The organism is Actinospineispora acaciae DSM 45401, from assembly GCF_000620785.1.
Taxonomy (GTDB): domain Bacteria; phylum Actinomycetota; class Actinomycetes; order Mycobacteriales; family Pseudonocardiaceae; genus Pseudonocardia; species Pseudonocardia acaciae.
In genome coordinates this window covers 113,052-126,362 of record NZ_JIAI01000011.1, presented here as the reverse complement: position 1 = coordinate 126,362, position 13,311 = coordinate 113,052, and the positions used below count along the sequence as shown (strand labels likewise).

10 protein-coding genes are annotated in these 13,311 nt (G+C 70.9%); 7 read left to right on the top strand and 3 right to left on the bottom strand.

Going from position 1 to position 13,311, the window contains the following annotated elements; genetic code table 11:
* Positions 1-2: 2 nt before the first annotated feature.
* Positions 3-698, top strand: coding sequence for an IclR family transcriptional regulator (locus N912_RS56745; RefSeq protein WP_037068359.1), 696 nt, complete (start codon positions 3-5; stop codon positions 696-698).
* Between the two features lie 3 nt (positions 699-701).
* Here the strand turns inward: N912_RS56745 and N912_RS0135870 are convergent, their stop codons facing one another.
* Positions 702-1,250, bottom strand: a complete 549-nt coding sequence (locus N912_RS0135870) for a TetR/AcrR family transcriptional regulator (RefSeq protein WP_028926224.1) — start codon at positions 1,248-1,250, stop codon at positions 702-704.
* A gap of 91 nt (positions 1,251-1,341) precedes the next feature.
* Between N912_RS0135870 and N912_RS0135865 the strand changes: the two genes are divergently transcribed.
* Entirely contained in the window at positions 1,342-1,812 is a 471-nt protein-coding gene (locus tag N912_RS0135865) for a nuclear transport factor 2 family protein (protein ID WP_028926223.1), read from the top strand.
* Here N912_RS0135865 and N912_RS0135860 read toward each other — a convergent pair.
* Positions 1,793-2,677, bottom strand: coding sequence for an alpha/beta fold hydrolase (locus N912_RS0135860; protein WP_028926222.1), 885 nt, complete (start codon positions 2,675-2,677; stop codon positions 1,793-1,795). The genes N912_RS0135865 and N912_RS0135860 overlap by 20 nt on opposite strands.
* A gap of 96 nt (positions 2,678-2,773) precedes the next feature.
* Between N912_RS0135860 and N912_RS0135855 the strand changes: the two genes are divergently transcribed.
* Positions 2,774-3,280 (top strand): CGNR zinc finger domain-containing protein, encoded by a 507-nt coding sequence (locus N912_RS0135855; protein WP_028926221.1) that lies wholly within the window; start codon positions 2,774-2,776, stop codon positions 3,278-3,280.
* Between the two features lie 101 nt (positions 3,281-3,381).
* Here the strand turns inward: N912_RS0135855 and N912_RS0135850 are convergent, their stop codons facing one another.
* Complete coding sequence (locus N912_RS0135850) at positions 3,382-3,696, bottom strand: antibiotic biosynthesis monooxygenase family protein (RefSeq protein ID WP_028926220.1); 315 nt, start codon at positions 3,694-3,696, stop codon at positions 3,382-3,384.
* Positions 3,697-3,843: 147 nt separating this feature from the next.
* On the opposite strand from N912_RS0135850, the gene N912_RS56740 reads away from it, so the two are divergent.
* From N912_RS56740 to N912_RS0135830, 4 genes are all read left to right on the top strand, one after another.
* Entirely contained in the window at positions 3,844-5,052 is a 1,209-nt protein-coding gene (locus N912_RS56740; protein WP_169748015.1) for a S1C family serine protease, read from the top strand.
* A gap of 9 nt (positions 5,053-5,061) precedes the next feature.
* Complete coding sequence (locus tag N912_RS0135840; RefSeq protein WP_028926219.1) at positions 5,062-5,892, top strand: NmrA family NAD(P)-binding protein; 831 nt, start codon at positions 5,062-5,064, stop codon at positions 5,890-5,892.
* A gap of 184 nt (positions 5,893-6,076) precedes the next feature.
* Positions 6,077-8,617, top strand: a complete 2,541-nt coding sequence (locus tag N912_RS0135835; protein ID WP_028926218.1) for a M64 family metallopeptidase — start codon at positions 6,077-6,079, stop codon at positions 8,615-8,617.
* Positions 8,610-13,292 (top strand): DUF6603 domain-containing protein, encoded by a 4,683-nt coding sequence (locus N912_RS0135830; RefSeq protein ID WP_028926217.1) that lies wholly within the window; start codon positions 8,610-8,612, stop codon positions 13,290-13,292. The genes N912_RS0135835 and N912_RS0135830 overlap by 8 nt, the downstream gene beginning before the upstream one ends.
* Positions 13,293-13,311 lie beyond the last annotated feature (19 nt).

The following is a 13,311-nucleotide window of genomic DNA, read 5'->3' as shown; positions in this document are numbered from 1 at the left end:
GCATGGCGGCGGGCACCAACACGAAGCCCGGGGAGATCGCGCAGACCCTCGACCGCGGCCTGCGGGTGCTGGAGGCGCTGGCCGAGGCCGGCACCGGCATGACCACCACGGACGTGGCCGAGGCGCTCGGCATCCACCGCTCGATCGCGGCCCGGCTGCTGGCCACCCTGGTCAACAGGTCGTACGTCAGCCGGGACCGGGACGGCCGCTACGCGCTGGGCACCGCGCTGCTCACGCTGGCCCGCCAGGTCGCCGGTGACCTGCTGCAGGTGGCCACGCCGCTGATGTCCGAGGCCGCCGAACGCCTCGGCCTGACCGTCGTGCTGCACGTGGCCGACCAGGACGAGGCGGTCGCGGTGGCCTCCATCGAGCCGCGCAACGCCACCTTCCGCCTCGGCGTCCGCCCGGGCACCCGCCACCCGCTGCGGGTCGCCGCCTCCGGCCTGGCCATCCTCTCCGGGCGCGAACCCGTCCCTGGCGAGCGGCCCGAGGTCACCGCCGGCCGCGCCCGGGGCTACGTGGTGACCACCGGCGAACTGGTGCCCAACTTCACCGGCGTGGAGGCCCCCGTGTTCGTCAACGGCCGCGCCGAGGCGAGCATCGGCCTGATCGTCCCCGCCGAGCACGAGCACGACGACGCCATGCTGTCCCGCGAGGTCGTCGCCCTGGCCGGCCGGATCAACGCCTCGCTGCGCTGACGCTCAGGAACGCACCCGCAGCCCGTCCATGGCCAGCCGCAACAGGCGGTCGGCGAGGTCAGGGTCGTCCGGGGCCTTCTCGGCGGCCAGGCCGATGCCGTTGGCCAGCCGCAGCACGTCCATGATGTCGGCGTCCGCGCGGATCGCCCCGGCCCGCTGCGCACGCCCCAGCAGCGCGCCGCCGGCCCGCCGTATCGGGCCGATGGACGAGGTCAGCGCGCCGGAGTCCGACCCGGACGCCATGAGCACGGCGGCCAGGCCGTGGTACGCGCGGTGGTAGGCGATGACGGCCCGCAACCAGGTCAGCAGCGCGTCGACCGGTTCTGGCGCGTCGACGAGCCCGTCGGCCAACCCGAGCAGCGTGTTCGCCTCCTCCCGGAAGACCGCGTCGATGAGCGCGACCCGGGATGGGAAGTGGCGGTAGAGGGTGCCGATGCCGACGCCGGCGTGCCGGGCGATGTCCTCCAACGAGGCTCCGGTGCCCCGTTCGAGGAAGGCCGCCTTGGCGCATTCGACCAACCGGCCGTAGTTGCGCCGCGCGTCCGCCCGCATCGCCCTGCCGCCTTCCGGTACCAATTCGGAGGATCCCTCCGTATAGTCAAACGGAGGCAAGCTCCGATTCGTCGCCCCACGCTTGGAGGCCATGATCATGCCCACCCCCGCCCCCGCACACCGAGCCATCGAGAACCTGATCGCAACCTACGCGGCGCTGGTGGACGACGGCGACTTCGCGGCCGTCGGCGCCCTGCTCGCGGACGCCACCGTGACCAGCGACGCCACATCGGCCAGCGGCCCGGACGCCATCGAGCGAATGCTCCGCGACTCCCTGATCGTGCATGCCGACGGCACGCCCCGCACCAGGCACCTCACGACCAACTTCGCCATCGATGTCGACGACGCGGCCGGCACGGCGGTCGCGCGCTCGTACTTCACCGTGCTGCAGGCGCTGCCCGAGCTGCCCCTGCAGCCCATCGTGAGCGGGACGTACCACGACCGCTTCGAACGCCACGACGGGCGGTGGCGGTTCGCGCGGCGGCGGATCCACGCCGACCTCATCGGCGACGTGAGCCGCCACCTGCGCGGCGCCGACCGCGTCAGCGCACCGCCGCGCTGACCTCGAGCACCCGGCCGAGGAACCCGCGCAGGTAGCCGGCCACGGTGTCCAGGTGGCTCTCCAGCAGGAAGTGGCCGCCGTCGATCAGGTGCACCTCGGCGTCGGGCAGGTCGCGGGCGAACGCGGTGGCACCCGCCGCGGCGAAGATCTCGTCGTTGGCGCCCCACACCGCGAGCAGCGGCACCCCCGACGCCCGGAAGTACTCGTGCAGCTTCGGGTACAGCTCCAGGTTGCCGCCGTAGTCGTGGAACAGCGCGAGCTGGACCCTGTCGTTGCCCTCGCGGGAGACCCGCCCGTGGTCGTGCGTCCAGGTGTCCGGGCTGACCAGGCTGGGGTCGGGGACGCCGTGCACGTGCTGCCACCGGATCGCGTCCAGGGTCAGGGCCGCGCGCAGCGGCTCCTCGGTGGCCGGCCCTGGCGCGGCCCAGTTCGCGCGCAGCGGCGCCCAGAACTCCTCGACCAGCCCTTCGGCGTAGCCGTTGCCGTTCTGGGTCACGATCGCGGTGATCGCGCCCGGCCGCCGCAGCGCCAGCCGCCAGCCGATGGGCGCGCCGTAGTCCTGCACGTAGATCGCGAACCGCTCGACCCCGAGCCGCTCCAGCAGGCCCTCGGTGACGTCGGCCAGCGCGTCGAAGCTGTAGTCGAACTCACCGACCGGCGGCGCGTCGCTGTAGCCGAACCCCAGGTGGTCCGGGGCGATCACGTGGTACCGGTCCGCCAGCCTCGGGATCAGCTCGCGGAACATGTGTGAGCTGGTCGGAAAGCCGTGCAGGAGCAGCACGACGGGCGCGCCGACCGGCCCGGCCTCCCGGTAGAACACCGAATGCTCGCCGATCTTCGCGGTGCGGTGATGGACGTCGACCATGTCTCTAACCCTTCAAATCAGCTCGTCTGGTTAGTACCGGGCGACAGCGAAGCACGCCGGTAGTTAACCTGTCAAGCTCCTTGATATGGTTAGGACGTGCAGGCGCCCGGACCCGACGAGGAGCTGCTGTTGGAGCTGCTCAACAGCCGCCCGGTGTTCGACGGGGTGGAACGGGACCGGTTCGCCGACGACGGCGAGCTGCGCGAGTGGTCACGCGCGCACGGCGGCAGCGGGTCCGCACCAGAGGCCGAGCTGCTGCGCCTGACCCGGGATCGACTACAGGACGTGGTGCGCGGCGCCGCCGAACCCGCGTCGCTCGCGCAGGCGCTGGACGGCGTCAGCCGCGTACCCGAGCTGGACGAGAACGGCGTGACCTGGCAGCAGTCCGCGCCCCCGGACTCCCGGCTCGCGGCACGGCTGGTGCTCGCCTGGGCGCACATCCAGGAGCACCTGCCCGGACGACTACGCCCGTGCGGCAACGACGAGTGCCGACTGTTCCTGCTCGACCTCAGCAACGCCAACCGGGCCCGCTGGTGCTCGATGGCCACCTGCGGAAACCGAATGAAGGCCAGGCGCCACTACCGCCGGTCCCGCGCCCGCTGAACGCTGTACTCTAGACGCAACGTCTCGTCTAATCTAGGTACACCGAGCCCGGCTTCGAGCTCTACCAGGCCAGCAAGACCGTCCAGTGGTAGCTCAGATGTTCAGATGTGAGGAGCCGTAACGACGGTGTAGTGACGGGCGGTTTCGTCGATGTCGTCGAGCGCGGCGCGGCCGGCGGTGGAGACGTTCGCGCGCTCGTGGTCGGGGCCGGCGAACCCGCGTACGTCGTCGAGCGAGTCGAACAGGGTCAGCGTGACGAACTCGGTGCGGTGGTCGGTGTCGCGGCGGAGCAGGTAGCCGCCTCGGAAACCGGGGAGACCGCCCAGCTCGGACAGCATCTCGTCGCGGAAGACCTGTTCGTACGCATCGGCGGCGTTGTGAGAGCCGGCTCGGCCACTCCAGATTCGGCAGATCATGTCGTGAGTCTTTCCGGTGGCGCGGCGGCCGGCTTGAAGATTTGTGCTCGCGCGAAGACTCACAGTCGTATCCGGGGAAGGTCTCAGGCGCATCTCAGATCCGCGCGCGGTACTCGTGGGAGCATCGGGTGAGGGAGGATGAGGCCGGTGACCCACGTCGGTCCGCCATTCGGATATCCGAGCGAACCTCCCCGGCCACCGCGCCGGCGCCGGTCGTCCGGCTGGTTGCTGGCGCTCGTGGTGCTGTTCGCGCTCGCCTTCGTGGCAACCGGTGGCCTGAGCCGGGGCATCGCCGCGATCCAGTCGCTCGCCGGGTCGGCGGCGAGCGCCGCCGGGGAGTCGACGGGCCTGCTCACTCCGGGCGCCGGCCAGCCGCTGCGCGGGCCACGGCTGGAGGACGTCTCCCGCGAGGTCGTGCGGAGCCTGGTGAACGTCAACACCCGGCTGGGCTTCCAGGGGGCGGAGGGCGCGGGCACCGGGATCGTGCTCAACTCCTCCGGCGATGTCCTGACCAACAACCACGTCATCAACGGCGCGACCCAGATCCAGGTGCGCTCGCTCGCCACCGGCGGGAGCTATCCGGCCACCGTGGTCGGCTACGACCGCACCCACGACATCGCCGTGCTCCGCATCCAGGGCGCGCCCGACCTGCGCCCGGCGACGCTCGGCGACTCCGACTCGGTGGCCATCGGCGACCAGATCGCCGCGATCGGCAACGCGGGCGGCAGCGGCCAACCGACCGTCGCGTCCGGCACGGTGTCGGCGCTGAACCGGTCGATCACCACCACCGACGAGCTGAGCGGGAGCTCCGAGCGGCTCTCCGGCCTGATCGAGGTCGCCGCCAAGGTCGAGGCCGGCGAGTCGGGCGGGCCACTGATCAACTCAAACGGCCAGGTCGTGGGCGTGACCACCGCCGCCAGCGTCAACTTCCGCTATCAGACGCCGGGCGGCACCGGCTACGCGATCCCGATCAACGCCGCCGCCGCCATCGCGCGCCAGATCAGCGCGGGCACCGCATCCGACACCGTCCACGTCGGCCCCACCGGCATGCTCGGCGTCACCGTCGTGTCCGCCGTCGACCGCTCCTCGCCGTACCGCCGCGACCTGGACGAGCGCGCCACCGGCTCCGGCGCGACGGTGGCCGGCGTCGCGTCCGGCTCGCCCGCCGCCGAGCTCGGGCTGGCCCGTGGCGACGTGATCGTCTCGGTGGACGGCAGGGACGTCCGCTCGGCGACCGACCTCGTCGCCCTCGTCGGCCGCCACCACCCCGGCGACCGGATCCCGATCCGCTGGGTCGACCGCCTCGGCGAACAGCACGACGACACCGCCACGCTCGTGCCCGGCCCGCCCGCCTAGTCTCGTGAGGTGACTGGACAACCCGTGCTCGTGGTTGGGGTCACCGGCAAGACGGGTGGCCGCGTCGCCGCGGAACTGGAACGGCGCGGGGTACCGGTGCGCGGGGTCTCGCGGACGTCGGCGATCCCGTTCGACTGGGACGACCCTCATACCTGGCCTGTGGTGTTGCGGGGAGTCGGCGCGGCGTACCTGGCCACGCCGACGGTGCCCGACCTGGCCGCCGCCCAGGCGACCGCGTTCGTCTCGGCGGCCGTGGACGCCGGCGTGCGCCGCGTGGTGCTGCTGTCCGGCCGCAGCGCCACCGCCGGCAGCAAGCGCATGCTCACCCTGGAACGGGCGGTACGCGACTCCGACGCTGACTGGACGATCCTGCGCCCCAGCGTCTTCGACCAGAACTTCAGCGAGGGCAACCTGCGCGACTCCGTCCGCTCCGGCGTCATCCGCCAGGTGTCCACCGGCGCCGCCAAGATCGACTTCATCGACGTGGCCGACGTCGCCGAGGTGGCCGCGACCGCCCTGACCACCGACGGCCACCTCGGAAAGACCTACGAGCTCTCCGGCCCCCGCGCACTCTCCTACGCCGAGGCGGCGGCAACGATCGCCTCGGTCACCGGCCGCGACATCGAGGTCGTCGAGGTAGAGCCGACGCAATGGGCCGCCGACGCCCTGGCCGCCGGCGTCCCTCCCGAGGCCGTGGAATGGTCCCTGGAAGCGGCCGACGGCGTCCGAAACGGCTTCTACGCGACACCATTCGACGACGCCGCCCGAATTCTCGGCCGCGAACCACGTTCGTTCAAATCCTTCGTCCACGCGGCGGCCGCCGCCGGCGCCTGGGACTGAACGACGGCCCCGCCCTCGGCTGAAAGCCGGCTGAAAGCTCACCGCAAGCCGCCACGGGCACCCTCTTCTCTTGGCTTCGCCTCGCGAAGCAGACGGTTGTCGCAGCCGGGGGTCGGCGCACACGAGGTTCGGGTTGCGCAGCTAGGACATACCGAACCGATGGTTCCGCGAGGATGGGACGCACATGGTCTCCGACCTTCTGCTCTTCCCACACTGCGACCTGCACATGGCGCTCTCCGGCACCCCGCCTCTCCAACTCCGCGTTTTCGAGCGTACCGACCCACCGAATCCCGGTCCTTACGTTCTGACCGAAGTCCCTTCCACCGGGTACGCGTTCGACTTCTTCGCCCCGAACAGGGATCCGGGCCACCGGCTCGACGAACCGCTGCCGAAGATCAGTAGCGGTTTCGTCAGCGCGACGGAACCCGGCGTCTACCTGTTCCAGCTGCGAGTCGGCACCAAGTACCTGGTCGGCCGCCTCCAGGTGCACGAAGAAGTCAAGGAATGGTGGTTTGGAAACGACTCCATCACGACGGCCAAAGACCCGCTCATCGCCCACGCGCAGCCGTCGATATACGCCAGGTTCAGTCAGAGTCCGAGAGACGTGGCGGCAGGTACGGATCTCGTCGGGGACATCACCAACCACGGGTACGTCACCCTGACGTCCACCGACATCTCGAAGGTGACCGTCAGCTCCCGGGACCGCCTCCGAGGCGTGGTCGCAACCGACAACCCCGTCCTCGTCGAGGGCACGTTCCTCAACGACATCAAACGGCTGCCCGTCAGGGTCGTCGACTACGACGTGGAGCGCGTCAACCTCTACCCGATCCAGATCTCCGACGTGACGAACGTCGACGAGATGCACAACATAGTCGTCCTCCCGGAGGGGTTCCGCCCGGAGGACCGGGCCAGGCTGCTGGACCTGACCACCCGAATAACGCAGGAGATGTTCGACAAGCCGCGACATCAGCCCTTCGGAATGCTGAGGTCGAGGTTCAACGTCTTCCTGTCCTACGCGGACTCCCAACAGCACGCGATCACCTGTGGCTTCCGCGTCGCAGACCACGGCGTCGGGACGCACGAGCTGAAAGATCCGGGGGCGCCCATCCCCTACAACGGAAAGGTCAACAATTCCACGAAAGGCATCTACCGGATGAGCGAGCTGGTCTCTCGGGTCGGGCTGCCCAGGAGGGGCGAGAACAGGTCGAACCAGGTCCTCAAGGATCTGTGGAGCCGGCAGGACCTCACGGACCTCGAGATGTCCAGGGTGGATGACGAGCTCATCGACGCGTGGAAGGCCCACCAGGCCGACGGGATTCTTCACGCCCGAGACACTTACTTCGGCATAATTCGCGGCGGCCGACTGGCCGACCGGCGTTCGGGTGTCTCCCCCGTGGACAGGCCCGCCAACGACAACCCCGGGACCGCCAACAGGACGAAGTTCATCGCGCGCCTGTACGAGTTCTACACCGTCGCACCGAGCCGGTCCCTGGCCCCGGACCCACGCCGGCACCCTCCCGAGCTGTACGCCGGCTTTCTCGGCCCGACCGACTCGATCCTGCGTTATGTCGGCGGCCTGAAGTATCTCCGGAAGAGCGAGTTTCTCCCGATCGGGAAGGTATGGATCCCCGACGACAAGCAGTACAAGCCGAGCCGAGGGCTGATAGTCGTTCTCGCCAACGACGACTTCGGCGGTGGCACGAACGAAACGATCACGGCAATGTCGGCGGTCAACCGCAAGCGAACGGTGGCCTTCGCCTATGGCGAGGGGAACCGCAAGATGTGGCGGGATCCGCCGGCCGTGATCGCCGCCGACGTCGGCGCCGCCACGGATACCCTCACCCACGAGCTCGCCCACAGCTTCAACCTGGACGACGAGTACGAGGTGTCCCGGGGAGACGACCCGGGAGCCAAACTGTCGACGGCCGACCTCACCACCGACAATGCGGCGGCGCTCGGGTTCATCCGATTCGGGGCGGCCCCCGGCCGAGCCATTGATCCGGCCAAGGTCAAATGGTTCGCCCTGCCGCGCATGCGATTGTCGGCGCGGCTGCTCGAACCGTCGAAGGACGCGGCCCCGGCCACCGGCATTCAGGTGAGCGTGGGCACACAAGAGATAGGGAACTGGGCGAAGGCCAAGGCCGACTCGGCCGAGGTCCAGGTCCACCTCCGGAACTTCAAGCCAGGCCCGCTCGGCGCGCAACTGCTCCCGGCGGCCTCCCTGACGCCCTATCTCAAGAACCTGAGGATAGGTCAGATCGACGCGACACGGGGCACGCTGGTCCTGGCGGGTCCGGGACTCCCGGCACGACCGTATCCGGTGTTCACGAAGGGATCCGCGCTGTTCATCCCGGTGGATGGCGGCTCGGGCAGCGTGGAGACGGTGGTGCAGAGGGAGGTACTGGCTCACCTCGCGACGACCCACAAACCGCTGAACCTGGAGCCCGACACGACCGAGGCCAACCCGGACGCCGATTACCCCGAGCCCATCGGCGGCCTGTTCTCTCCCTGCCTTCCGCGAAATCTGGTCGGAATCTTCGAAGGAGCCGCGACCTTCGCCGGTGGCTACTACCGCCCAGCGGGTGACTGCAAGATGCGCTCGAACCGCCCGCCCTCGGAAGGGCAGTTCTGCTACGTCTGCATGTGGTTGATCGTCAATCGCATCGACCCGACGTTCCACGCCGAGCTGAACCGAAGGTTCTACCCGGGGCAGGAAAATGACTAGGCCAGGCACGTTCGAGACGCTGCTCGCCGAGGTGGGACAGGCGTTTCTGCCGCTGCGCGAGGCGATCGGTTCGGCGGATGCGTTCTCCGGGCTGCTGCGGAAGCTGGGGTGGCTCGCGGACGACATTCCTCGGCCGCTGCTCGATCTCGGGGCTGGTGTCGAGGCCTTGTACGACAGCCTGCGCAGGTTGCTCGGCGACGGCGGGCTGAACGTGGGCGGCGGGCCGGGTGGGGGCGTGTCCGTCGAGTTCTCCGCCGACGACGTGGCAAGGGCGCTCGGCGCGGTCCAACGGCTCATCGGCGGTATCAGAGGGATCGCCGGTGCGCCCGACTCGGCGATCCCGGAGTCGCTGCGGGTGGACAGGTTCCGGGAGATCTTCCCCGGTCAGCTCGTCGACTACCTGGTCGTCGCGTACCTGGAACGGTTCCATCCGTCGCTCGGGTTCGGGCTGCGCACGCTCGGAATCATCAAGTCGAGCTACGCGCCGCCGGCCGGAAACCGGCCCGCCTACATGCACCTCGCGCTCGACCTCGACGAGCTGCCCCGGCTGCTGGGCGGTCCGTCGCAGGTGCTGAAGAACGCCTACCGGTGGGGTGAGCCGGACTTCGACTTCGACGCGCTGGCCTCCCAGGTCGACAACCTGCTCATGAGCTTCGGCGTCGGCATCCACATCGTCGAGGTCACGGACTCGACGGCCACGGCGGTCCGGGGCACACCGCCCCCACCGGGCGGCGCGCCGGCGACCGCGGTGGAGGGGACCGTCTTCGAGCGGGTGCAGCGGACCGGGCCGGACACGACCCGGCTGGCGGCCGTGCTCCGGCTGATGGGGGTGCCAGGCGACGGCACCGGTCCGCCCGGCCTGGCCGTGCTGCCGGCGTTCCAGGGCGCGCTGGCGATCACCTTCCAGGTCCGCCCCGACATCGCCGTGACGATCAGCAGCGATGTCGACCTGCAGGGCGGGGTGGCGCTGCGGGTGCGGCCGGGGCAACCGGTCGACATGGTCCTCGGGTTCGAGTCCGGGAGCGCGCCCGTGCACGCCAAGGGGTCGATCGAGGCGCGGGTGGAACGCACCCAACCCGGCGGCGAGCCGACGGTGATCCTCGGCTCGCCGGGCAGGACCCGGCTGCAGTACCGCGCGATCGCCGGGCTGGCCGGGGTCCGCGTCGCGGGCGATGCCGCCGACCCGTTCGCCGAGGTCGAGCTGATCGGCCTGGAGTTCGTGTTCGAACCGTCCGGAGCGGACGGCTTCATCGGGTCGATCATCCCGGGCGGCGGGGTCACGATGGGCGCGGACCTCGCGGTGGGGGTGTCACACCGCAACGGGTTCTACTTCCGGGGCGCCGCCAACCTGGAGCTGCAGGTTCCGGTGCACGCGAAGCTCGGGCCGGTCGAGGTGGAGGCGCTGACGATCTCGGTCACGCCGTCCGGCGACGGGCTGCCGATCGGGCTGGGCGCGACGTTCAAGGCCGAGCTCGGGCCGATCAAGGCGGTGGTCGAACAGATCGGCATGACCGCGAACCTCGCGTTCAAGTCCGGGAACGACGGCAACCTGGGTCCTGTCGACCTGTCGCTCGGGTTCAGGCCGCCGAAGGGCATCGGGCTGTCGGTGGACGCCGGGCTGGTCGCGGGCGGCGGGTACCTCTACTTCGACCCGGACCGAGGCGAGTACGCCGGGGTGCTGGAGCTGGAGTTCGCCGGGCTCGTCGAGCTGAAGGCGATCGGGCTGATCAGCACCCGGATGCCGGACGGGTCCAAGGGGTTCTCGCTGCTGATCGTGATCACCGCCGAGTTCGGCGGCGGTGGCATCCAGCTCGGGTTCGGGTTCACCCTGCTCGCCGTCGGCGGGCTGATCGGGCTGAACCGGGGGATGAACCTGGAGGAGCTGGTGCGCGGCGTGCGGGCCGGCTCGATCGACTCGGTGATGTTCCCCAGGGACGTGGTGGCGAACGCGCCGAGGATCCTGAGCGACCTGCGCCGGTTCTTCCCGCCCGAGGAGGGCACGTTCCTGATCGGGCCGATGGCGAAGATCGGCTGGGGCACGCCGACGCTGGTCAGCATCTCGCTCGGGGTGATCGTGGAGATCCCGCCGGGCAACATCGCCGTGCTCGGCGTGCTGCGCTGCGTCCTGCCCAGCTCGGACCTGCCGCTGCTGGTCATCCAGGTCGCGTTCGTCGGCGCGCTGGAGCCGACCAAGCAGCGGCTGTGGTTCTACGCCGAGCTGTTCGACTCGCGCATCCTGATGATGACCATCGGCGGCGGCATGGGGCTGCTGGTGGCCTGGGGCGACAACCCGGAGCTGGTGCTGACGGTGGGCGGCTTCCACCCGTCGTTCAAGCCACCGCCGCTGCCGTTCCCGGTGCCGCCCCGGCTGTCGATCGACATCCTGAACCAGCCGGGCCGGCTGATCCGGGTCACCGGCTACTTCGCGGTCACCAGCAACACCGTGCAGTTCGGCGCGCGGGCGGAGATGCGGCTGGGGTTCGGCGGCTTCTACCTCGAAGGGCACCTGAGCTTCGACGCGCTGTTCCGGTTCTCCCCGTTCGCGTTCCTCATCGAGATCTCCGCCGGGGTGACGCTCAAGGCGTTCGGGGTCGGCGTGTTCGGCATCGACCTCCAGTTCGTCCTGGAAGGCCCGCAGCCGTGGCGAGCGCACGGGCGGGGCTCGATCTCGCTGCTGTTCTTCGAGATCTCCGCGGACTTCGACATCAGCTGGGGTGAGGACAACAACCCGACGCTGCCGCCGGCGCGGGTGCTGCCCCTGCTGGAGGCCGAGATCAAGAAGCTGGAGGGCTGGACCACCCGGCTGCCGACCGGCGGCGCCAAGGCGCTGGTCAACCTCCGGCCGCTGGACGAGACCGACAAGCTGGTGCTGCACCCGCTGGGGACGCTGTTCATCCAGCAGCGGGCGATCCCGCTGGGCGTGCGGCTGGACAAGGTCGGGCAGCAGCGGCCGGGCGACGGCAACCGGTTCACCGTCGAGCCCGCCGCGGACAGCGGGCTGGTGCGGGTGTCCAAGACCGGTGACAGGTTCGCGATGGCGCAGTTCCAGGACATGGACGACGCCGCGAAGCTGTCCCGGCCGGCATACGAGACCCAGGACGCGGGGCTGGAGCTGACGGCGGCGCAGGGCGCCATGGAGTCGCCCCGGATGGCGCGGCGCAGCTCCCGCTACGAGCAGATCGTGATCGACAAGAAGCGTCGCCAGGCCACCAGTCTTGGCCGAAGGGCGGACGCGGTGGTCGTGCCGGCCACCGAGCGGAAACGGCTGGTCAGCGTCAGCCCGGCGGTGTTCGACAGGCTGCTGGACGGCAGCAGCACCAGCCGTTCCGCGCTGTCGGCCACGGACGCGCGGCGACGCCAGCCGTTCCCCGCGAGCGAGACGATCCAGGTCACCGACCAGCGGTTCGTGGTGGCCTACCTGCGCAACAACCAGCGGGCGTTCCCGCCGAGCGGGTACCGGGGCCAGGTCGCCGAGAGCTACCGCAACCGGACCCTGGCCGACGAGGCGCTCGCCGGCTGGGTCGCGGTGGACCCGAGCCTGGCCCAGGCGCTGCACGTCATCCCGGAGTCCGACGCCACCGGCACCCAGGTCGCGCGGGACACCTGGACTCCGGCGGTGAACCGGATGCCGGTCGCGGTCGCGGACGGTGGCATCGTCCGGCTGGGCACCGGCACGGTGCTGGTCGCCGGCGGCACCGGCGGCACGGGGCAGGCGGCGGCGCTGTTCGACCCGGTGGTCGCCACCTGGACGGCCACCGGGGCGATGACGACCGGGCGGCGGCTGCACTCGACGGCCCTGCTCGCGGACGGCCGGGTCATGGTCGCCGGCGGCGTGGACGCGGCGGGGGCGCCGCTCGGCTCGTCGGAGGTCTACCAGCCGATCGGCGGCACCTGGACGGCCACGCCGGGGCACCTGGCGACCGCCCGCTCCGGCCACCGCGCGACCGCCCTGGCGAACGGGAAGGTGCTCGTCACCGGCGGAACCGGGCCGGACGGGCGCGCGCTGGCCTCCGCCGAGCTGTTCGACCCCGTCGAAGGCACCTGGAGCGCGGCCGAGCCGATGACCGACGCCCGCACCGGCCACCAGGCCGTGCCGCTGCCGAACGGACACGTGCTGGTCATCGGCGGCGCGGTGCGGACCGGCGCGGGCGAGGCGGCGCTGGCGTACTGCGAGCGCTACGACCCCACGACCGGCAGGTGGACCCCCGCCGCGAGCATGACCACCCCCCGCGCCGGCCACCAGGCCACCGCGTTCGACGACGGCGACATCCTGGTGACCGGCGGCGACCCCACCGGGATCCCCGTCGGCGGGGCGATCGACCCGCACGGCCTGGCGTCCGCCGAGCGCTACGACCACGAGCACGACGCCTGGACGCCGGTCGCCGCCATGCCGGTGGGACGCACCCGGCACCGGGCAGTGCGGCTCCGGGCGGACGAGGTGCTGGTGGTCGGCGGCACCGGCGGGCCGTCGTTCGCGGCCGGCTACCGGGGCGCGGTGCGCTACCACCCGGGCACGAACACCTGGACCGCCGCCGAGGGCATGGCCACCGGCCGTGCGGACCCCGCCGCGGTGGCGCTCGCCGACGGCCGGGTGCTGGTCGCCGGCGGCCGGGAGCGCTCCGGGGAGGCGGCCGGCGCCGCCACGACCGACACAGCCGAGATCTACACCCCGTGACCGGGAAGGGGTTCGACGT